Raw genomic sequence first — 22,221 nt, forward strand, 5'->3', positions numbered from 1 at the left:
TTATGCTTGGCTCACCTTACGCAAGCGCATTATTTTTTGTTGCGCGTAGATCCCAACACGCCCGGACGGCGCGACGGCTTAGGGAGCCAAATAAGACGCGGTTCAAAATCAAAGAGCTCATCAGTTGGCACGACAGTTTCAACCGTCAAGCATTTCTTCAAACATGCATCTTGACACAGGTTGCATTGGACGCAATCAGCTGCCTGAAATTCCAAATAGCTTCCATCGCCATCTGCAGGTTTCTCTTTGCTCTTTGACAAAGCCCCTGTTGTGCAGAACACCGTACACATATTGCATGCATTACACAGATCAGTATTAATGGTTACGTAACCAAAAAGCCTTGTGTCAATCTCGGGCACAACTGGCTCGCCTATCTCATACATTGCATCCAAAATCTCAGTGCGCCGCTCAGGATTGAACTGTGGCAATGTGCCATCTTCAGATATCTTAAAACGCTCACGCAGCGAAGCAACAACCTGATTATTTGACTTGAGCGCAACCACTTCTACTGTTTTTACCGTTGCATCCTTAGCGCGATCACGGGTCTTCAAAAACCATCCACGTCGCGCTTCGCCCACCAATTGTCGGGCATCTTGCAAAAGTGCTACCTCGGGAAACTCAGAACTCCGACGAACATGTGCAGTTCCGCCGACCGCCTCAATAAGCTGATTTGCATCATCAACGGTTTTGTCAGTAATCGCTGAAGTTGCGCGATATTTACAGGTCTTACAAACGCCATCCACCAAAACAATGTCGTCAATTCCAAGCGCAGCAAGCTTTACTAAAAGAGATTCTTCCATACGCCCAAGACACGGAACTTCGGCAAACTTCGTTGGATCTCCCACATGCTTTGAGGCAATGCGCGCGCAGGCAAAAATAGCGGTATCGTGTGTCTTGTCTAGGGCATGAGCAATTTGATCTGCCAGATCAACATCCATTGGATCAAGAGGGATAAGAGCCTCAGTTGGGCAAACGGTCGTACAAGCCCCACAGCGAATACATGCATCAAAATCAAGTTCCAGCTTGTTTTTCTCCGCATGAACAGCATCCGCCAAACATGCGTCAGAACACTTGGAGCACTTTGAATTGCGATTGCGCACCACCGTGCATCTATCTGTTGCAAGATAGACAGCTTTTGTCTCAAGCGCTTCGGCAAGTTCAACTATTTCTACTAGGTTTGGCATAGACCTCTCCTACCCATTCAGTAAGCTATCTTCAAGACTACGAAGCTCTTCTGGAGTGTTTGCATTAACAAAACAACCACCCATAGGCTCCACTTCAAACACCGCTGACTGCGGGAATTCTAAAACCTCAACATCCTCAAAGAATGACTGGGCCTTTTTTTCTCCTTTATCTAAGTGCAGCTTCACGGCAGGCAGGCAGCTTGCCGCACGATACATTGCATGAAAAGGCTCATAGCCATGTTTGTTCACTGGTATCACCGCATCCGAGTTTGCTTCATTCATGGCCAATGCCTCAGCTACCACCAAGGAAGGTGATGCGAAGACCATATCACAAGCAACTATTGCTACATACGGATGCTGCGCCGCCGACAGTGCGGTATAGATGCCGGGAAGAGCACCGCGTTCATTAAAGGCATCCCGCACAAGTCGAATCTTGAGTTGCGGATACCATTCATCCAAAAAGGCAAGATTATCTGGCTCATTGGTTGTAATGATAAGTTCGTTTGCCACAGGTGCTAGACGTTCAATAATGCGGCAAATCAATGGACGCCCATTAAAAGGCACCGTTGCCTTGCTTTGCCCCATGCGCCTGCTTTCGCCGCCTGCTTGAATAACAACGCTAATCTGTGGGCGCACGCAGTGCTGCGCGACAAAATCCGCGATACCCGCATAATCGTTCAGGTCAAAGGCTGGAATTCCATAGAGCGCTGCTGCCTCAATTGCTGCAGCTATGTCAGTCACAACGGCAATGGTCTGATTAGTGGGCAACTTGTTTGAGATATCACTATAATCGGGTGCCTGCGTGGCAAAATGTTCAACCTCGTTATTGCCAACCAGTGCGCCACACCGACTATGAAGCTGAACTGCACAAGGTGTTTCTGGTGCAGGTGTCTCTTTAGGATGCGCTTTATCTTGGTCCGATAATGGAATAGCACCGCGAGTAAACTGCGTAAAATCAGTACCGAGCGGCCAGCCTTTTCGCGCACCTTCTGCAAACACTTCAGCCACACGCGCATCCGATTCATTACCTGAGCGCATAATCTCAATAGTGGGCAAGCCACTTTTTCTATACCCTTCAACAATGACAATGTCGTGTCCGGGCATACTGCGAACAATATCGTTGCATTCAACTTCGCCACTCAGAGTTTTAATGCGCGCCATCTGCCCGGGAGCCGCAATGACCGTTTCACTTGCACCTGCAGCACGATGACGATAGGAATCTTTACCCGGATAATCAATATCAAAGCCTACATGCGAATGATGCTTGACGCTGCCCACGTCATAGCCACGCGACACCAGCTCTGATATGAGATTTTCAATTAAGGTTGTCTTTCCCGAATTGTGGCGCCCCACAATAGAAAGCGCAGGACTTGGAATATCTGCAGCGGTAATCATCTTGTATTTCGCACCGTCTTTCGTGCAGCCTCAAGCGCAACAAAAGCACCCATTGCCACCACCGGATCAATAACCGGCAGGCCGCTTACCTGCTCAAGTTCGGAGGCTATGCCTACCGTGGCAAGACCAGTACAACCAAGCGCAATTACGTCGCAGCCATCAGCAGCCATCCTCCGCGCTGTTTCAATGCAAGCCTCATAACCTTGATCTGTTTGCAAATCTAAGGTGGAATGCACACCTTCAGGACGGTAGTTGCCCACCAGTCGTCCTTCTAAGATGCGACGATATGCTTTAGGAGCTTGATCGATAATGCCCAAAACACCAATGTTTTGACCATAACGAAGGGCGGTAGCCACACAGCATTCACCGCCACCGGTCACAGGCATACCAGGAAGAGCTGCCTTAATTTCTTCAACTGCAGGGTCATCAGCGCAGCTCACCAAAATCATGTCCTTGTGCGCAAAGCGTTCGCACGCAAGCTCAACGATCTTAGGTATTGCCTCACGGCACAACTCTGCCGAATGAATACCTTCGGGCTGATTGGGAATACATGCACTTTCAACAGCAATATCAGGATAAAGTTGCTCAATTACCTTACCGTGCATATTGAGCTGTTTTGGATCATCAAGCGTGATGACGCGAATCAATCCTACCTCAAACACAGTTCCCCCATCCCCTTATTTGACCTGCAGATAACACAACACAGGCGCCATAAGTCTTGGTATATATTCTTGAAAAGTATAGAGCATCCATACACGCGAACAAACAACAGAGGTGCAGCAAATCAAAAGAATTTGTTGATATTTCATGGAGACGGGTGGTATACTTTGCCTCGTGTTTACAGAGGCTCGAAGCTTCGGTAAAGAAAAGGACTCTGTTTTTGGAGGGGACAGAGTCCTTTATTTTTTTATCTTACGTATTACTTTTCATACGACACTTATGCCGCAACGATCGCATCCTTAAAGCTCGCGACGAGCTTCCAATGCACGACCAAGCGTCACCTCGTCCGCAAACTCCAAATCTCCCCCAACAGGCAGCCCGCTTGCCGGGCGCGATACGGTAATTCCTAAAGGTTTAATAAAACGCGCAAGATACGAAGCGGTCGTTTCACCTTCAACGTTGGGATTGGTAGCCAAAACCACTTCGCGAATGTCTTCAGACGACAAGCGGCGCATGAGCTCTGCAATATGCAGATCCTCTGGCCCTATACCATCCATAGGAGAAAGAGCGCCACCAAGGACGTGATACAAACCGCTATATACGCCTGTTCGTTCAATAGGAGGAATATCACGCGGCTCGCTTACCACACACAAAACCGAACTGTCACGCCGAGGAGATTGACAAATCTCGCATAAATCATCCTCGGCATAGTTAAAGCATCGTGAGCAAAAACGTACCTGGTCTTTCACCTCAACAATAGCATCAGATAGTCGCAAGGCGGTTTCTTTGTCGGTGTTGAGGATCCAATAGGCTATACGTTGAGCAGATTTCGGCCCAATACCAGGGAGTCGCTCCAATTCATCAAGGAGTTTCTGAATTGACGGCGCTGCATTCATGCAAATCTCCCACAGACCAAACGAGACTACATTAAACCAGGAATGTTCATTCCGCCCGTTGCAGAATTAATGCGAGCAGCACTCATATCTGACACGCCACGAAGCGCCTCGTTAACAGCAGCAGTGACGGTATCTTGCAGCATCTCAATATCCTCAGGGTCCACCGCTTCAGGATCAATAGTGATAGAAACCAAAGACATGTCACCACGCGCAACAGCCTTCACCATCCCGCCACCAGCAGACGCCTCAAACGTCATATCCTTAATTTCTTCTTGAGCGCGAGCAAGCTCCATCTGCATCTTCTGAGCTTGCTTCATCATTTTCTTCATATCCATAAGTCGTGCCTTTCTCAGTAAAACTCACAATTGATTATATGTTCTTCATTGAAACTGCTTCAATTATGCCTTATGCATCACAGACGCATCTCAATGCAACTAAATCTCCTCAAAGGTTATGTTGTCGCCAAATCCGGCTGCCAAGATTGCTTGCAAGTCATCTGCCGACGCCTCGTTCGGCGAAGGTGCAGAAGCCGCCTGCGAAGCAGCTGACCCCAACACCTCACCTTGCGGCGCTGTGGTAGGTGCAGGTGCGGCTTGAGGCACGGGCATGGGCGCAGATGCAGGCACTTGCGGTGCAGGCTGAGGCACAGGAGCAGGCTGCATCTTCGGCGCCGATGTTTGCGTTCCTGCTGCAGAAGGCTGCTGAGGAGCCCCAACACGCGTCGGTGCAGGAGCTGGAATTGGTGAAGCAGGAATCGGTGCAGGCGCTTGCGGTGGCAGCGGAGCGTTGGGAATTGGTTGCGCAGCCGCTCTTTGCTGCGGCTGGGGCTGCGGCTGAGATTGCGACTGCACACCAGTGCTCTGACCTGCAGTTCGATATTCAAACGCAAGCGGCTCTCCGCAAGCCTTATGGAGCGCAGCCGCAACCGCATCACTTGTTTCAGTGCGCTGAGCCATATTAAGGACAAAACTAGACGTGTTGGCAGGAAATTCAATCACAAGCACTTGAGCAGCAGCATCAAAAGACGTTGTCACCGTCAAAAACATGGCGGGTGACACCACACTATCACGCTTGAGAATGCTTTGAGCTTCATGCCAGACACGCTGCACGGTAGCTGGGTTTTGCAAACTTGCTATCAATGTTGGTGAAAGCATGCCAGCAGTTGGCGTTGCGCTTTGTGCTGCAGGAACGCTAGGGGCAGATTGCTGCGCTGCGGGCGGAACCTGAACGGGTACCGGCGTTTGCGCTGGTACCGACGCTGGAGCTGGCGTGGGCGCAGGAGCTGCTGCGGGAGCAGGCCCGGGTACTTGAGTTGGCGTAGGGGCAGAAAGAGGCGCCGGTGCTGAAGCAGCCGCAGATGCGCCACTTGGAACCACCGGAACCGACGTTGGTTCAACCTTGGATTCCGCTGATGCTGGCACGCTAATGACATGAGCCACCGACGAATAACCAGACTCAAGTGCTTCAATGCGCTCTGCTAAAGACGCAAGTGTCAGATCCGCATCAGGACGCACCATGCGAGTCAGCGCAATCTCAAATGAAAGGCGCGCATTTGTGGAAGTCTTTAATTCTGCCGATAGGTCACCAAGTACGCCCATCATACGAGCCAAGCGATCTTCGCCGAAAAACTGCATGTCTTTCTCAAGAGCGCTCCGCTCAGAGACGGTAATGTCAAGCGCCACGTCAGCACCTGCCAGCGTCATCACGTACAAATTACGCACGCGCTCAGCCAATTCGCGCGTAAATACCGCCAGATCGGCACCGCTTTCAACATAATCGGCTATCCAAGAAAAGCAACCTGCAACATCCCTGCGTCCAATAAGACCGAGCAGCTCTCCTACTTCAGTAGCTTCTGCTCCTCCAAATAAACCAAGAGCAACTGACGTTTTAACTTCGCCCTCACCAAAAGCTATGAGCTGCTCAAGTGAGGTGAGCGCGTTTCTCATGCCACCATCTGCGCGGTGCGCAATCAAGTCAAGGGCATCTGGCTCAGGATCAATACCTTCAAGGGTACAAATTGCCGCAAGACGGCCAACGATAGCCTCAGGCGAAATACGATGAAAATCAAAACGCTGACAACGTGAATGAATGGTTTCAGGTACCTTTTGAGGATCGGTGGTTGCCAGGATAAATACCACGTGAGCAGGAGGTTCTTCAAGCGTCTTGAGCAGCGCGTTAAACGCTGCCGTAGAGAGCATGTGAACCTCGTCAATGATATAGATCTTGTATCTTCCACGCGTAGGTGCATATTGCACGCGCCCAATAATTTCTTCTCGAACATTTTCAACGCCCGTGCGCGATGCTGCGTCCAACTCATAAACATCGGGATGCTCGCCATTGGCAATCATAACGCAGTCTTCGCAGGTACCATCAGGGGTAGGCGTCGGTCCACATTCGCACAAAAGCGCCTTTGCAAGCAAGCGTGCGGTAGTTGTTTTACCCGTGCCTCGCGGTCCAGTAAACAGATAGGCATGACTTACTTTATCCTGCTCAATAGCATTTTTAAGCGTACGCTCAATGTGCTCTTGACCAACAACGTCCTCAAAAATCTGGGGCCGGTATTTTCTATACAAAGCTTCAGCCATAGCTACTTCTCCTCACTATTGGCCGCTTCGGTCTTGTTCTTTTTTGGCGCAAGAGCCCCTTTGATGACGCCAATAATTGCAGGCGCAACTGATACGGCAACAATGCCCAAGACAATGACCTCAAAATGCTCTTGCACAAAAGGCACGCCACCAAAGAAATAACCCACCAGAACAAACAAGCTTACCCACGCAATACCACCAAGGGTATTGAAGAAGGTGAACTTGCCAAAGTTCATGTGGCCAGTTCCTGCAATAAATGGCGCGAAGGTACGGAAAAATGGCATGAAGCGCGTAATAACAATGGTTAAACCGCCATACTTCGCGAAAAAGTGATCAAGCTTTTCCATGCGCTCAGGAGTAAGTGCTCGCACTTTACCTGAATCAATAATGCGCGCACCAAAAAAGCGCGCAATCCAATAGTTTGATGTGTTGCCTAATATGGCAGCCGCGTAAAAGACAAAAAGAGTTGCCCAAATATTTAAACCGCCCCCATCAGCGGAAAAAACGCCCGCAGCAAACAAGAGCGAATCTCCTGGCAAGAATGGGAAAAACACCAAACCCGTCTCAACGAAGACAATAAGAAACAAAGGCGAGTATACCCAAAAAGGTCCAAGCGCAAGTATCCAACCAGCAATAGCCCCACGAGGATCTTTGAGTAAGTTGACGAAAAACTCTATGACTCCCACAATTCCCCTTATACGATAAAGCCAACCCGAAGGTTGGCAATAAAACTGTTGCTCTAACATAAGTGCGCAGAGAGGACATGGGCGCTCGTCAGCGGTCTCTTATGGCTGCTTCCTCCCGGACCTGACCAGGTTCAAAACTTGGCGCCGCCCAAGCCCAATCTACGCACTTTGCGTCTTGTTAGTATAACGCATACAAGCGCTCACGCACACCTAACCAACTACTCCAACTAAATGTCCATATGCGCTCAACATCTCTTAAGAAATAATTTTATCTAGCGTCGCTCTACACCCTGCAAGCCATTGCGAACAATCGTACCAACAAGCGTTGCTAAATCTTCCAAAGGGATATCCGATTCGGTGGTCATCCAACGCCGATAGACTGCAAGGACTCCCGCACACATAAACGATACGCAATAGTCAATGTATGGACCTGCAGCAGGATCAATGTCAAGAGATTCGTTCGCTATAAGGCATGCAGTCAGAGAATTCTCAATAACATCAAGCAAAAGTGTTGAAGAAAAATGCTGCACTAATCGTTGATTGTTTGCTACGAACTGGGCAATTTCTACACTTAAATCAATGAAGAAGGCAGTAAAGTCAATTTCGCCTTTATCGTCATAGGGAATTGCCGCAACTCGTCCAACAATTACATCGGCGTGCTCCTGAACTGCCTCGTTAAGCACATCAGCAACTCCATCATAGTGTAAGTAGAACGTTTTGCGGTCAATGCCTGCCTCATGTGCCAGCTTGGTGACGGTAATGTCGTCATAATCAACCTCAAGCAAGAGGTTGTGCATAGCCTGACGAATGGCTGCATGTGTTCGGACAACACGTTTATCGCGCGCCCTTTTTGTCTCTCGATCATCTGATTGCATGTACTTTGTTCCCCATCTTTTCTTTAACTGTGGCGCAAACTACGGCTGTCACCAAACTGAAAATTCTCAGCCGCTCTCTCATCATTATAATCATGCGCATCATAGTTATTCCACAGATATAGAATAACTCAAGCGTTCAAGGAGTTAGAGCTATGAAAGCGACCGACCAAATCAAGCACATCGCCTACGAAAAAGCATTTGATTACTTTTTGCAGGATCCTGAAGCAAATGCCACTAAGATTATGAATCTGCTGGATAAAGTAGCTCCCGCTGATCTATTCCCTTCTCAACGCAAGGCGTTTCGCAGTGCATTAGAAAGCCAAAACAACTGGTATCAGCTCATTATGCGCATCATGGATCTCAATCCTGCCGTGCGCAATGACCTTATCAAGATGTTTGCTATTGATGGCAATTTAATGGCGTGGCCAAAACAAGAAGCCATGCGCGAAAAATACCAGTGCAACATCCCCTGGGCTATCTTGCTTGACCCAACCTCTGCTTGCAATTTGCATTGCACTGGCTGCTGGGCAGCAGAGTATGGCCATAAGCTCAATTTAACCTTCGACGAAATTGACTCAATTATTGAACAGGGCAAAGAGCTTGGTACGCACGTTTATATCTATACCGGTGGAGAGCCGCTTGTACGTAAAGACGACCTCATTAAACTCTGCGAAAAGCACCAAGATTGCGCGTTCTTGTCCTTTACGAACTCTACGCTTATTGATGCGGACTTTGTTGAAGAGATGATTCGCGTCAAGAACTTTGTACCCGCCATTAGCGTTGAAGGTTTTGAAGAGGCAACAGACGCACGCCGTGGTGATGGCGTTTATGCCAAAGTTGAACGCGCTATGAAACTGCTGCGCGACGCCGGTTTGCCTTTTGGTGTTTCATGTTGTTTCACTAGCCAAAACGCCGATTCTATTGCCTCGGAAGAATACTTTGATTGGATGATTGACCAGGGAGTTTTGTTCTGTTGGATCTTTTCCTATTTCCCCGTTGGCGTTGGTGCGCCCACCGATTTGATGGCTAATCCAACACAGCGCGAGCATCTATATCACTTCGTCCGTGAGATGCGAGAGACCAAACCCCTCTTTACGCTTGACTTCCAAAATGACGGCGAATTCGTTGGTGGTTGCATTGCTGGTGGTCGTCGTTACCTGCATATCAATGCAGCGGGCGATGTTGAGCCCTGTGTTTTTGCCCACTATGCAAATGCCAACATTCGCGAAGTATCATTACTTGAAGCGCTGCAGTCTCCCCTCTTTATGGAGTACTACCGCAACCAACCCTTCAATGACAACCTGCTTCGCCCCTGCCCCATTCTTGAAAACAGCGGACGATTAACAGAAATGGTTGAACGCGCAAACGCTCGTTCAACCGACTTGCAGCACGAAGAGCAAGCATGCGATTTATGCGCCAAAACTAAAGAGATGAGCGACGCATGGGCTCCTGTTGCAGAGCGCCTGTGGCGAAACGAGCAAGATCCGCTTTTCGAAAAGCGTCAAGACCCAGGTCAAGGCATGGCCGACACCGACAAAGCTAAGTTTGAACGCATTGGCAGAACCATTGTTCCTATGCCTGACAATCAAACCTCAGAAGAGCGTGCAGATATTATTTCTTTTGACAGCGCAGAATTGTTGGAAGATTGCACTCCAAAAGACGAAGCGGTTGCTTAGGATAGTCCTGCTAAACGCGTTGTCATTTTCCTCTCATCCTCAACATCTCGGGCGCCTTTTTAAGGCGCCCGTTTTACTTTGTGCGAATCCAACGAAAACGACACCTCTTTACTCTCATTACCCCTCTTGAAGCCAAAAGAATTTGTTACAATACGCAAGAATTAAACATCCTATACAAACGCACATCTGAACTGAGGGATTAGCTTTCGTGGCACAACACGCTCGCACAACTGATACAACTACTTCCAATGCTTCGTCATGTGTAACTCAAAAAGCTTCCAGCAATGATGCACCACGTGGCAAGCATGCCGCCTTGCACACCTCAGAGCAGTCAGAAATTTTTGATATTAAGTCAAAGCTCACACCTAAGCTTATTAAAAACACCGCAGTAAAAGCATTTACTTATATTGGCGTTGTCGTGGTAGTGGGAATTGTTGGCACCTCCATTACTCTTGCTCTTGATGATCCACTCAACGCCTATGATTTCGATACCACCATACAAGCAAGTGCGCAATCTGGCACCACCAACAAACCCGAAACTCCAAACAGCACCGCCGCTTCGGAAGAAAATGATGCGCCGGAATCTCTAGATAACTCGGCCACTTTGAAGCTTCCCCAAACAAAAGGCTACACCCTTACAGCAAATGACCTCGCTTCACTTTCAAGCGATAGAGAGCCTTTCGCATTTGCCTTTGCCACCAATGAAGCAAGCGAAGCAACCTTAGACTCAGATGAATACGACACCATCGCACAAGCTGTGAGCAATATCAATGATTTAGGCGGAGATGCAAGTTATATACTGGTGGACATTGCTGAGGGTAGAGGCATTGCAGGAAATCTTGACTATCGCGTGTATGGCGCAAGTTCCATTAAAGGACCGCTTGCTTTGTACTACTGCCAAAACCAACTTGAAACTAATCTTATGAATGGCGACACACTCATAGATGAAAGCTCGGCTCTTTTTGATATGGACGGCATCTACGTTACCGATGGCATCCCAGCTTATCCTGTCGGAACGCTTATTTCCGATAGCATAATAACCTCAGACAATGACTCATTCCGCATCTTGCGCGCTTACGCAGGAGATGACGAATGGGAAGCATGGCTTGCCAGTCTTGGCATAACCGAAATTGACAAGCAGCAGTGGTTCCCCACCTACAGCGCACGTGAAAGCGCCCTGATGTGGCTCAATGGTGCCACATATCTTGCTGACCCCTCTACATACTATGCTCCGTGGCTTTCGCAGCAGTTTGAGCAAACTGAAGTCTCCTATATTCGCACCGGTCTTGCAAATGAAGACGTCACTATTATGAATAAAGCAGGCTGGATTGCAGATTCTGATCCTGCCTTTAGCGCCACATGTGATGCCGGACTCATAACTGATCAAAATGGTCGTGTCTATCTCATGTCCATCATGACAAGCGCTCCTGATTGCGAAGAGAGTGAAGCTGCTGTGGCACAACTTGCCAAAGCTCTTTGGGATGCGCACGCCTCAAACTAGTTAAACAGATACCCCTCTTGTATCTTCCAAAGAAAAAGGGCGGCCACATGGTCGCCCTTTCATATAAACCTTGTGCAACTCCTCAAGCAGCACTATCTTGTGCTACATGGTGCGCAAGCTTACCTCTTTGAGCTGGCGGGGTGTGACAGCACTTGGTGCACCTGTCATCGGATCAGATGCAGAGCTGGTCTTGGGGAATGCAATAACGTCACGGATGGACTGCTTGCCGCCCAAGAGCATAACCAAGCGATCAAGACCAAGCGCGATACCACCATGAGGCGGAGCACCCAACTCAAGTGCATGAATGAGATGGCCAAACTTCTCATCAATCTCTTCGTCAGTCAAACCACATACGCGAAGCACACGACGCTGTTCGTCGGCGTTATGGATACGAATTGTGCCGCCGCCAACTTCAAAGCCATCCATTACCAAGTCATATGAGTAGCTCCCGCACGCAAGCGGATCAGTATCAATCTTGTCCAAATCCTCATCAAGCACATGCGTGAAAGGATGGTGTTCAGCAGCATACTTTTTGCTCTCTTCGTCATAGCGGAACATCGGGAAGTTCACCACCCACAGAAGCTGATGACCTTCACGCGGGATATCCAACGCATCAGCCATATGAAGACGAAGCGCAGAAAGCACGGCGTTTGCCACTTCGGGCTGGTCAGCCGCGAAAAGCAACAAGTCACCAGGCTCAACGTCCATGGCTTCTTTCAGTGCAGCAAACTCTTCGTCAGTAAAGAACTTGATGATGGGGCTCTTCTCTTGACCATCTGAGGTAAAGGCAATCCAAGCCATACCCTTTGCGCCATTTTCAGCAGCAATGTCAGCCAACTTCTCCACGTCGCCGCGACTCCAGTCACCTGCACCCTTGGCGTTAATAGCTTTTACAATACCGCCATTTTGCGCAACACTTGCAAACACCTTAAAGCCTGAATCCTTCACGATATCGGTGATGTCTTTGAGCTCCATCCCAAAGCGCGTATCAGGACGATCGCAACCAAAACGATCCATTGCCTCAGAGTATTGCATGCGCTGAAGCGGGAATTCGTGCTCCACCCCTACTGCCGCAAGCGTCTCAGCCATGACGTCTTCCATCATATCAATTACGTCGTCACCCTCAACAAAGCTCATCTCAATATCAACCTGAGTGAACTCTGGCTGACGATCAGCACGCAAGTCTTCATCACGGAAGCAACGAGCAATTTGATAATAACGCTCAATGCCACCCACCATAAGCATCTGCTTGAACTGCTGCGGACTTTGCGGCAGGGCATAAAAACAACCAGGATTTGGACGACTTGGCACAATGTAGTCACGAGCACCTTCAGGTGTAGAATTTGCCAAAATAGGTGTTTCAACTTCCAAGAAGCCACGCTCGTTTAATGCAGTACGCATAGCTTGAGCTACCTTATGGCGAAGATGCAAAGCCTCGAACATTTCCGGACGACGAATATCCAGATAACGCCATTTCATGCGGGTGGTTTCGTCTGTCTCAATACCATCTTCAATTGCAAACGGAGGTGTAACTGAGGTGTTGAGAACCGAAAGTTTCTTTGCTAAAACCTCAATTTGACCAGTAGCCATATTGGGGTTTACCGCCTCAGCTGCGCGCTCGCGAACAACGCCTACCACCTTAATGACGTACTCACGTCCCAAGTGTTCTGCGGCAGCAAAGTCTTCAGCGCTTACACAATCAGGATCAACAACAATTTGGGTATAACCACTGCGGTCGCGTAGATCAATAAAGATCAGCCCACCATGGTCACGATTGTGCCATGCCCAACCCGTAAGCGTTACTTCTTCGCCCACGTTATCTTTGCGCAACTGGCCACAGGTTGCAGTATGCATGCAGTATTCGTTCATATAATCAGTCATTGCGTGCTTCCTTGCTCTTGCAATAAGGTTCAATTGAGCGTCACATTTGCTCACAAATAAACAATTATATCCAAGTTACCGCGTGAATTAAACAATCGCAACAGCAATGTGCAAAAACTATTCAGCATTCACCCGACCAAGAAGCTCCTCGCGCGAATTGACGCCAAGTTTCTTGTAGATACTTTTCACGTGCGTGCGAACGGTGCTTTCAGAAATCACCAGCGTCTTAGCAATAAAAACCACACCATGACCTCGGCCAAGATAACCAAGTATTTCTGTCTCACGCGGAGACAGACCATGTGAAACTGCCATGTCATCACAACGCTTTGCAATAGAAACACCTACTGCGTCCCCATCTTGCTCAACGCCAGCCTCATAGGGCTTGAGATCGTCTGTCTCAATTCCTTGGCGCTTCCAAGCCGAAACAAGCGGAACGGCTATCAAGAAAGCAAAATAACAAGTACTTACCACCAAAAGGATAGGTCCTGAGCTGGCATCTTGGAAAAGAGGCGTTGAGCCACAGACAATACCCAACAATGAGATAGCCGAAAAACATCCTACCGTAAGGCCATAAATAAGCGTTGCCGAAAACTCGCGCGCATGCGCCATTCCGCAAAGACTCGCAAGTGCAAGCACGCTCACTACGCCGTAAAACACATATGACAACCACGCCGCAAACCACAAGGGAACCGAGCCTTCAGAAAAGCTATTACAAACAATTAAGACAAGGGCGAAAAGCGGCACCAGCACTTGATAGATGAGCGGGAGCAAAGGACGAGAACTGCGAACAAAAAACAATGGGGAGACCAAAATGGCACCAATAATGCCACCAAAAGTTTCAACGTAAATTACGTCGAAAATCATGAATTTTCGCACACCCATAATAAAAGCAAAGACTAAAAGTCCTACGAAGGGAACACCAAGCACTTGCGTCATACGCAAAACACTTAAGCGAAATGATCCTTGCCGTTTTGCTGGCTTGCTTGCGTGTTCAATGTGTATGTCAGGAAAAACCATATTCCCTTGCACAGCCTGCACACAAGGAAAAGCAACACCCACAAGCGCCAATACTGCAAAAACCACCAACCCTACTTGAATGGCTGTCGTAGAGAGCAAAAGCTCAATGACTGAGCCCATGCCAACCATCATGGCAAGCGCCAAAAGCGCCTGCCGCAAGTCATACATTGCCAAATATGCTCCCCACGCAATGCAGAGCTCTACCGTTGATGCCCCCAACAAAAGACCTGCACCCACCGCAGTAAAAGGAGATCCAAAATCGGGAAAAGCCAGCGTTGCCACAAAGAGTACAAACCCCATTAAATAGGCAAGAGCACTTGCAATAACCACTCTTTTGTCAAACGCAAAATTGCCACTCCGACGCGCAGCAAGCCAGGCAAAGAGAATGCCAACAAGGGTTGCTGTTGTAAGCATTGCTCCCACAAAAAAGGGCATAAGTGTTTCATTGCCGCCAAGACCATCACGAAACATGACGATATTGGGCGAATAGATTGGTATTGTGACGAAAAAAGCCACAAATAGTAGCGATTCAAGCTTGAAATCTGAAGATAGCCGCAAAAGTGTCCTCCTACAACTTTTGCTCACCTACACAATACTCATAAGCAGACATCGTGCAGTGCAAATACAAGGTATTTCACTTTATGTGATACTAACACACTCCGAAACAAGAACAATTTGCAGAGGCGTTTTCTGGGCAGCAAGAAACACTAGGATTGATGCTCACCAAACAATTCCACCGCATCAATCAGTTCTTGTTGCGAGTGAACACCCAGCTTTGCATAGATATTCTGAACGTGCGTTTTTATTGTATTGCGAGAAAGCACAAGTTTCTCTTGGATATAAGGCGCGTTACGACCATGAGCAAGCATGCCAAGAACCTCCCGCTCGCGAGGGGTAAGATGATACTTCTGTGCCATCCCATCGCAGGATGCCGTTAGAGCATCGGATAACGCACGTGTTGTTGTACGCTCTTGCTCCACGTCAGCAGGCGTACGATCTGCAATTTCTTCTTTACACTGACCTTCAGATGTGTCATCTGGATACAAAGCAATACGCACTGCTTTCACTGGCTGTACCCCATCAATGGTGTCTTGAAAACTAAAACCTTTTAACACCGTGAGATTTACCGCCATAAAGCAGAACAATACACCGGCTACGAGCACTGAGGTTTCCAGGTTATCGGGAAGCGCATTTGCCCAATGACCAAAATTCGCACCACAAAGCAAGCCGAAAGACGACGCGGCCCTGCCCCACGCAAACACCGCAAGAGCGTTTGATGGGTTGCGCGCTCCAACAGCTGACAAAGCAAACCACATGAGCACCTCAAAGCATTCGCTCCCGGCAAATAAGCACCCATTGACCAGCGACGGATACCCCACAACAACGCGCCCATGCAACACAATAATAAACAGATAACCGGCAACAATAAGCAATGCCGCAGCCTCATAGAGAATATCTGCCCGCCGATTGCCTGATTTCAACGCTAGTACAAGCAACAGCGCAATTGGAATAAGACCCAACATGGTTGTTTGCGGGATTCCATCAACCGATTCAAAAGTCAAAGCAAACCCATACGCAATACGGAAAACAAAGATTGCAACGAAAAATGCGTGGGCAAAGGGCAAATATGAATCAGGCTCAGTGATGGACGCTTCTCTACCAGCCAAGGCTGTTTGCATATCCTCAAGCACCCTTATAGCAAGCGGGCGACATGCCGCATACATAACAAACATGAGTGAAATAAGTACAACAATGGCTATGTCTGAGCCGACAAAAGCAAAGGGAATGCGCAAAAGATAGCTCAGCCCAAACGCAGACGCAATACAAAGCATACAATCGCGCCGCTGCAACAAGCACAGCGAAATACCTGCAAGCACCACAATCCAACGAGATCCTATTGATCGGATGCTTGCACCTAAAATGAGAATCGCAGGATTTGCTTGCCACAGGCCAAGCAGAATTAGCATAAACCCAAATGAATAGAGTGTTAAAGAAATCGGGGTAAGGGTTTTCTCGTGAATAGACGTTGGCTTATTCATGGCAACAAGTGCAAGAATTGCAAGCGTTATTACCGCCAAAGCAGAGGAGATATCACGTGCCTCTGGAGCAATGCCAATATAGTGTGGGTACAAATACACATTAGTAAGCCAGGTACCAAACACCTCAGCGGTCAGTGCTATCAAGCAACGGAACCAAAGTCGGCAATCTGCTTGTATTAGGCTCAACGCTTCCCTCCCCCTTTTTTACACGCACAAGCAGACTATCGCATCTCACCACATTCTGACAAGGGGAAACGTCTAATCTGGTACCGGGAGGGTGAGATTATTCTGCTCACATTTTTCATTCTAAATAGTACTTTCATGGCGATTACAACACACCTCTTTTCCCCCATGATGCTCCTAGCCGATGCAACGACCCCACGGGAGAGGGTCGCGGGCGAAAAGTTGTTTCGCTTGAGCATCTCATATTCAAGGAGGGACTCTATGAAATCTCTGAACAATCTTTCTCGTCGTAGCTTCTTAACTGGTGCCACTGCTGCAGGCGCACTGGCAGCGTTTGGTCTTGCTGGATGCGCACCGCAAGCACCAAGCGCAAGCAAGAGCGAATCCGCCAGCGAAGATACTACCGAACTTGCCAACACTGGTAGCGATTGGCTGGGTAGCGCCCCAGAAATTGCTGAGAGCGACATCATTGAAACGCGTGACACCGAGCTTTTGATTGTTGGTGCAGGCAACGGTGGTATGGCTGCAGCAGCTACTGCGGCAGACCTCGGCTTGGATTTCACCCTGTGCGAAAAGACCGAATCTATCCAGCGTACGCGTCATTGGTTTGGTGCCATTAATACCATGTATACCAAGGCAGCAAACATTGAGATTGATACCGCTAAATTACTGAACGAATTCACGCGCTACTCTTCCAACCAAGCTGATCAACGCGTTGTGCGCGTTTGGATTGACGAGAGCGCCGAAGTAACCGAATGGCTTGACCCCATCCTTACCGCTGCGGGCATGACATGCGCTTTCGACACGAACGTTGATCATGAAACCGGCGGCACTGACTACAACATCTTCCCCATGGAGCACTACTACTCTGGCACAGACGCTGCTGGCGAAAAACTCGAGCGTAATAAAATACTGCTTGCCTATATCAACGATCTTGGTCACGACGTAACTTACAATCACGGTCTGGTCAAATTGGTGCAGGATGAGTCAGGCAAAGTCTGCGGCGGTATCTTTGAAACGCCTGACGGATATGTGCAAATCAATGCTGAAAAGGGCGTTTTGCTTACCACAGGTGGCTATGTATCAAATGCAGAGATGCTCCGTGCCTGCAACCCCATGGTCGAGCGTTGTGTCACCTTGCAATATGGTTCTCCAAACAACACTGGCGATGGCATTCGCGCAGCTATGCACATTGGTGCACAAAAAGACGCCATTGGTGCACCGATGGTCTTCGATCGTGGCGCTGTTCTTCCGGGCGAAAATGCAGGTATCGTCAGTGAAGCAGGCGCTCCTGCCACCTTTGTCGGCACCGACAAGCAGTTCAACCTTGGTTCTCAACCGTTCCTGAAGGTTAGCCGCGATGGCAAGCGCTTCGTTAACGAATCTACCCCGTATGACTTCTGTTGCTTTGCCGCTGCAGCTAATGAAGGTGGCGTCTTCTGCCAAATCTTTGACTCAAATCTCAAAGAGGACGTTAAGCGCTTCAATACCATTGGCTGCTCACGCCAAACCCAACAACTGCTTGCTAAAGAAGCCGATACGCCGATTGATCAAATCTATGCTGACCAACTGGAAAAGGGAACCATGGTTATGGCAGATACCTTAGACGAGTTGGCTGACAAACTCGGTTTTGCAGGAGAGGCTAAAGAAGCGCTCCTGGCTGAAATTGATAAATATAACGGTTTCTATGATGCTCAAAAAGACGAGGATTTCGGCAAGGAAGCCTATCGCCTCTCTGAGATTCGCACTGCTCCATTCTTTGGCACATGGTTCGGTGGCTCAATCTTGACCACGGTTGACGGTCTGCGCATCAATCCTGATATGCAAGTTCTTGATACCGAAGGTCATGTTATTGAAGGTCTGTATGCTGCTGGCGACTGCTCTGGTAGCGTGTTCGCAAACAACTACCCCGAGTATATCGTTGGTTGCGCATGTGGTCGCACGATCACCTTCAGCCGCCATGCCGTACGCCACATGGCAGGAGATCTTGCTTAAGGCAGGTCATTTTTTACCACTCCGGTGGCTGGCAAAGCCCTCCCGCGTCAGCCACCACTTCTGTTCAACAAGCCCCATGAGCAATGAGTTCTTGGGGCTTTCTTTGTGAGATTTATCTTGTAGATGAATGATGAGCTGCACAACAATTACCTGGGGTTTTGCAAAAATTACCCAATATCCGCGAGGACATGTTTGACACATTTACCCAAGCTAAGCGATTACGCAAACAATCCGTGCAGCATATGCTAGCCCCAGCGTTTGAAACACAAAGATCAAACGCAATCTCGTAATAGCAAGGAGCTAGGGAGGAAACATGAAAAACGAATCCAAGATTTCTCGCGCAGGTCTTTCACGCCGCGCCTTCTTGGGACTGGGTGCTACTGCAGCAGTTGCTGCAGGTGCCGCAGGTCTTGCTGGCTGCGCTCCAGCCGCAACCACGGGCAACGATAGTGGTGCCCCCGCGGAAAACGGCGCATCAAACACGCCCGCAAAATCTGATGTCAACAACACCATTCATGGTGTAACCGACACCAGCTGGATGAATCCACCAGAGGAAGTCACTGACTTCGCACAAGAGATTGATTGCGATGTTGTTGTTGCAGGTATGGGCTTTGCAGGCATCTGCGCGTGCCGCGAGCTTGCTGAGCAAGGCAAGAAGGTTGTCGTTATTGAAAAGCAACCGGAAGATACCTATGCACCAGTTGGCAACGAATTTGCTTCTCTTAACTCTGACGTTTTGAAGGCTCGCGGTGTACCCGAGATTGACCCGGTTGAGTTTTATCAAAACTTCATGAAGATCACTGCAAACATGCCTAACCCAACTTTGGTTATGAAGTTTGCTCAGAACTCAGGAGATACCACCAACTGGTATCTTGATCAGCTCACTGAAGAAGAGCTCTCAGCTATGACCACCGCCTTCTTCCCGCCCACCGAGCATCAGCTCAGCGAGCTTTCTGGCATCAAGTTCTGGCCAAGCGTTTGCTCGTTCTACAGCCCCGACTGCAACCAGACCAAGATTGTTCTGTCAAATAAAGCAGTTGCTGAGGCAAAAGGCACTGAGTTCCACTTCGGCACCACCGCTGAGTACGTCATCATGGACAACGGCGCAGTTGCCGGTCTTGTTGCAAAAGACGAAAGCGGATACATCAAAGTAAATGCCAAGGCTGTTGTTATCTCATGCGGTGGCATGGGTGGCAACCCTGAAATGATGGCTTACTTCATGCCCGATATGGCTCAAGCTTTGACCGGAAATGACGCTCTCACCTCAATGTCTGCTAACGACGGTCGCGGCGTTCAGATGGCATACTGGGCTGGCGCACATCTTGAAACCACACCTATCCCCGGCATGAACATGAAGGGCCTGTCTGTTCCGGGCAAAATGAACTGCTTACCGCAGGCTGTATGGATTGATGAAAACGGCAAGCGTTTCTGCAACGAGTATTATCCCACGTCAGAGCAGCGCGGCTATCAAACTACGTTTATGAGCCGCAAGACGAAGTATGCTGTTGTTGACAACAACTTCACCGAGTATCGTCAGTACACGCTTCCGCAACATGCTGGCTTTACTGCGAGCGAAGAGAACATTGCTTCACTTCGCGAAGCCATGGACACCGCTTATGCTAAATTTGAAGGCACCTATGAAGAGCCGGAGCAAGAGGAAGGCCAGGGCGGACCTGGTGGCGGCGGTCCTATGACTGGTGTTGAGTGGATTGCCGATGACACCCTTGAGGGTCTGGCATCTCAAATTGGTCTTACCGGCGACGCAGCAACCGCATTCATCGAGCAAATTGAACGCTATAACGGCTATTGCAAAGATGGCGTAGACATGGAATTTGGTCGTGCATCTGAGGTTCTCTTCCCGGTTGAAGAAGGTCCTTTCTATGCATGCACATTTGACCCGGTTTTGGGCGAGACCATGGTTACCATGGGTGGCATTATCACCGACGGTGAGCAGAATGCTGTTGATGAAAACTACGAGCCAATTCCTGGCCTCTATGTTTCAGGTAATGACTGCGGTCGTCGCTTCGGCACCGAGTACGTCACTCCAATCCCTGGCGTTTCCATTGGCTTTGCAACTGTTCTTGGTCGCGAATGCGGCAAATCAGTAGCCAAGTTCCTCGGCTAGCCATTACGTTGGCCCAGATGAAGCAGTCTGCTTCAAGGCAAATCACATACCCGGTGGGGCGCAATTAATCCCTCCCATTGCGCCCCATAAACTAATAAGACCCCGCTTGAAAACGGGGTCTTATTGTGTCTTTTATCAAGGGCACAAGAATAGCCCTTCGCGCTTATCTTATTGCGCATCCGAACGCAAAGCGTCAACTACTGCATCCAATGCCACACGGCGCTCATCGTGTGTTGCCATATTGCGCACTACTACTTCGCCCTGGGCAATTTCATCTGGACCAAGTACAACAACACTTTCAGCTCCAAGCTTGTCAGCAAGCTTAAACTGGCTTTTTAGGCTGCGGTTTTGATGATCCATTTCAGCTACTAAGCCGCCATCGCGACACGATTGGACAAGCGAAAACGCCAGCGAACGCGCAGAATCATCCACGCAGGCAACAAAGACATCGCAGCGTTGCGCAGAAGGAAAGCTGAACCCTGCTGCCTCGAGCGCTAACACACAGCGTTCATAACCAAGCGCAAACCCAAATCCGGGAGTAGGACGCCCTCCTACCTCCTGAGCAAGCTTGTCATATCGACCGCCGCCGCCAATAGCATTTTGGCTGCCCATACCTTCAGTTACTTGCACTTCAAATACAGTACGCGTGTAATAATCCAAGCCTCGAACAAGCTTGTAATCTTCCACATAAGAAATCCCTGCCGCGTCAAGATAAGATTTGACGGTGGCATAATGCGCTTTACAATCGTCACACAAATGATCAGAAATCTTAGGAGCATGCTCCATCACTTTTGCACACGCATCATTTTTGCAGTCAAAAGCGCGCAAAGGATTAATTTCAGCACGACGATTACATTCATCGCATAACTCTGCTGCGTGCTCGCTCATATACGCTCGAACTTTTTCGCGATAAGCCGGGCGGCATGATTCACATCCCATAGAATTTATGAGCAAGCGCGTATGCTCAATGGGAATGCCTATTGCTTCATAAAAACGCATAAGCATGATGATGCCTTCAGCATCTACGCTCGGATCATCAGCGCCTAAACACTCAATACCTACCTGATTAAACTGGCGCTGACGTCCCTTTTGCGGGCGCTCAGCGCGAAACATAGGGCCGGCATACATCAATTTCGCGGGCGCAGCGCCTTGAGGGACCAGATCATGTTGCACAACGGCACGAACGACGCCTGCTGTACCTTCAGGACGAAGCGAAAGTTTGCTTTTTGCCTTAATAGACTCCCCCGCCATAAGCCGCTTGAGGTTTTCCCCCGACACCGCACTGAACATCTCTTTTGACACAACGTCAGTTGCCTCACCAATGCCTCGAACAAAAAGTTCAGTCTGTTCAAAAATTGGCGTTTCTATTGGCAGATATCCATACCGAGAAAAAATGTCAGTTGTGCACGCCTTAAATGTTGTCCAAAATGCCATTTCGTCTGGCAAAAGATCGCGTGTTCCTTCTGGACAGTTAATCGCCATACCTCATTCCTTATCTCCGCAAAAGAAAAGCGGACTCAACT

At 48.9% G+C, this 22,221-nt stretch carries 16 protein-coding genes and 1 other RNA gene; 4 read left to right on the forward strand and 13 right to left on the reverse strand.

Translation table 11 applies throughout. The features are described from left to right. Positions 1 to 29: 29 nt before the first annotated feature. From NFR28_RS00210 to NFR28_RS00250, 9 genes are all read right to left on the reverse strand, one after another. The gene (locus NFR28_RS00210; RefSeq protein WP_251177827.1) at positions 30 to 1,184 is read right to left on the reverse strand and encodes a 4Fe-4S binding protein; all 1,155 of its coding nucleotides are present in this window, start codon (positions 1,182 to 1,184) and stop codon (positions 30 to 32) included. Positions 1,185 to 1,193: 9 nt separating this feature from the next. Then, positions 1,194 to 2,579: a molybdopterin-guanine dinucleotide biosynthesis protein B gene (gene mobB / locus NFR28_RS00215; RefSeq protein ID WP_251177828.1), complete on the reverse strand. Its 1,386-nt coding sequence runs from the start codon at positions 2,577 to 2,579 to the stop codon at positions 1,194 to 1,196. Continuing rightward, positions 2,576 to 3,241 carry an aspartate/glutamate racemase family protein gene (locus NFR28_RS00220; RefSeq protein WP_251177829.1) on the reverse strand — a complete coding sequence of 222 codons (666 nt, stop codon included), beginning with the start codon at positions 3,239 to 3,241 and terminating at the stop codon, positions 2,576 to 2,578. The genes mobB and NFR28_RS00220 overlap by 4 nt, the downstream gene beginning before the upstream one ends. Positions 3,242 to 3,538: 297 nt before the next feature. Then, on the reverse strand, positions 3,539 to 4,135 hold the full coding sequence (recR, locus tag NFR28_RS00225) for a recombination mediator RecR (RefSeq protein WP_251177830.1): 597 nt from the start codon (positions 4,133 to 4,135) through the stop codon (positions 3,539 to 3,541). 26 nt (positions 4,136 to 4,161) lie between these two features. Then, entirely contained in the window at positions 4,162 to 4,470 is a 309-nt protein-coding gene (locus NFR28_RS00230; protein ID WP_251177831.1) for a YbaB/EbfC family nucleoid-associated protein, read from the reverse strand. Between the two features lie 99 nt (positions 4,471 to 4,569). After that, positions 4,570 to 6,720 carry a DNA polymerase III subunit gamma/tau gene (gene dnaX, locus NFR28_RS08855; RefSeq protein WP_275556950.1) on the reverse strand — a complete coding sequence of 717 codons (2,151 nt, stop codon included), beginning with the start codon at positions 6,718 to 6,720 and terminating at the stop codon, positions 4,570 to 4,572. A 2-nt stretch (positions 6,721 to 6,722) separates the two neighbouring features. After that, on the reverse strand, positions 6,723 to 7,406 hold the full coding sequence (locus NFR28_RS00240) for a VTT domain-containing protein (protein ID WP_251177832.1): 684 nt from the start codon (positions 7,404 to 7,406) through the stop codon (positions 6,723 to 6,725). 63 nt (positions 7,407 to 7,469) lie between these two features. Continuing rightward, positions 7,470 to 7,567, reverse strand: an RNA gene (gene ffs / locus NFR28_RS00245) — signal recognition particle sRNA small type. 111 nt (positions 7,568 to 7,678) lie between these two features. Beyond that, positions 7,679 to 8,281 (reverse strand): TetR/AcrR family transcriptional regulator, encoded by a 603-nt coding sequence (locus tag NFR28_RS00250; protein ID WP_251177833.1) that lies wholly within the window; start codon positions 8,279 to 8,281, stop codon positions 7,679 to 7,681. Positions 8,282 to 8,433: 152 nt separating this feature from the next. Between NFR28_RS00250 and NFR28_RS00255 the strand changes: the two genes are divergently transcribed. Together NFR28_RS00255 and NFR28_RS00260 are read left to right on the forward strand one after the other, a co-directional pair. Further along, a complete protein-coding gene (locus NFR28_RS00255; RefSeq protein ID WP_251177834.1) occupies positions 8,434 to 9,957 on the forward strand; it encodes a radical SAM/SPASM domain-containing protein in 1,524 nt (507 codons plus the stop codon). A gap of 208 nt (positions 9,958 to 10,165) precedes the next feature. Next, entirely contained in the window at positions 10,166 to 11,458 is a 1,293-nt protein-coding gene (locus NFR28_RS00260) for a serine hydrolase (protein WP_251177835.1), read from the forward strand. 102 nt (positions 11,459 to 11,560) lie between these two features. Here the strand turns inward: NFR28_RS00260 and aspS are convergent, their stop codons facing one another. The 3 genes from aspS to NFR28_RS00275 all read right to left on the reverse strand — a co-directional run bounded on the left by aspS (position 11,561) and on the right by NFR28_RS00275 (position 16,581). Beyond that, a complete protein-coding gene (gene aspS / locus NFR28_RS00265) occupies positions 11,561 to 13,339 on the reverse strand; it encodes an aspartate--tRNA ligase (RefSeq protein WP_251177836.1) in 1,779 nt (592 codons plus the stop codon). 117 nt (positions 13,340 to 13,456) lie between these two features. Continuing rightward, complete coding sequence (locus NFR28_RS00270; RefSeq protein ID WP_251177837.1) at positions 13,457 to 14,914, reverse strand: response regulator transcription factor; 1,458 nt, start codon at positions 14,912 to 14,914, stop codon at positions 13,457 to 13,459. Positions 14,915 to 15,063: 149 nt separating this feature from the next. Then, a complete protein-coding gene (locus NFR28_RS00275; RefSeq protein WP_251177838.1) occupies positions 15,064 to 16,581 on the reverse strand; it encodes a response regulator transcription factor in 1,518 nt (505 codons plus the stop codon). 258 nt (positions 16,582 to 16,839) lie between these two features. Here NFR28_RS00275 and NFR28_RS00280 point away from each other — a divergent pair, with 258 nt between their 5' ends. Together NFR28_RS00280 and NFR28_RS00285 are read left to right on the forward strand one after the other, a co-directional pair. Continuing rightward, positions 16,840 to 18,573 (forward strand): FAD-binding protein, encoded by a 1,734-nt coding sequence (locus NFR28_RS00280; RefSeq protein ID WP_251177839.1) that lies wholly within the window; start codon positions 16,840 to 16,842, stop codon positions 18,571 to 18,573. A gap of 313 nt (positions 18,574 to 18,886) precedes the next feature. Continuing rightward, positions 18,887 to 20,698, forward strand: a complete 1,812-nt coding sequence (locus tag NFR28_RS00285) for an FAD-dependent oxidoreductase (protein WP_251177840.1) — start codon at positions 18,887 to 18,889, stop codon at positions 20,696 to 20,698. 168 nt (positions 20,699 to 20,866) lie between these two features. On the opposite strand, the gene hisS is transcribed toward NFR28_RS00285, so the two are convergent. Continuing rightward, the gene (gene hisS / locus NFR28_RS00290) at positions 20,867 to 22,180 is read right to left on the reverse strand and encodes a histidine--tRNA ligase (protein ID WP_251177841.1); all 1,314 of its coding nucleotides are present in this window, start codon (positions 22,178 to 22,180) and stop codon (positions 20,867 to 20,869) included. Between the last annotated feature and the right edge of the window lie 41 nt (positions 22,181 to 22,221).

The sequence above is a fragment of the Adlercreutzia agrestimuris genome, assembly GCF_943193125.1.
GTDB lineage: Bacteria > Actinomycetota > Coriobacteriia > Coriobacteriales > Eggerthellaceae > Xiamenia > Xiamenia agrestimuris.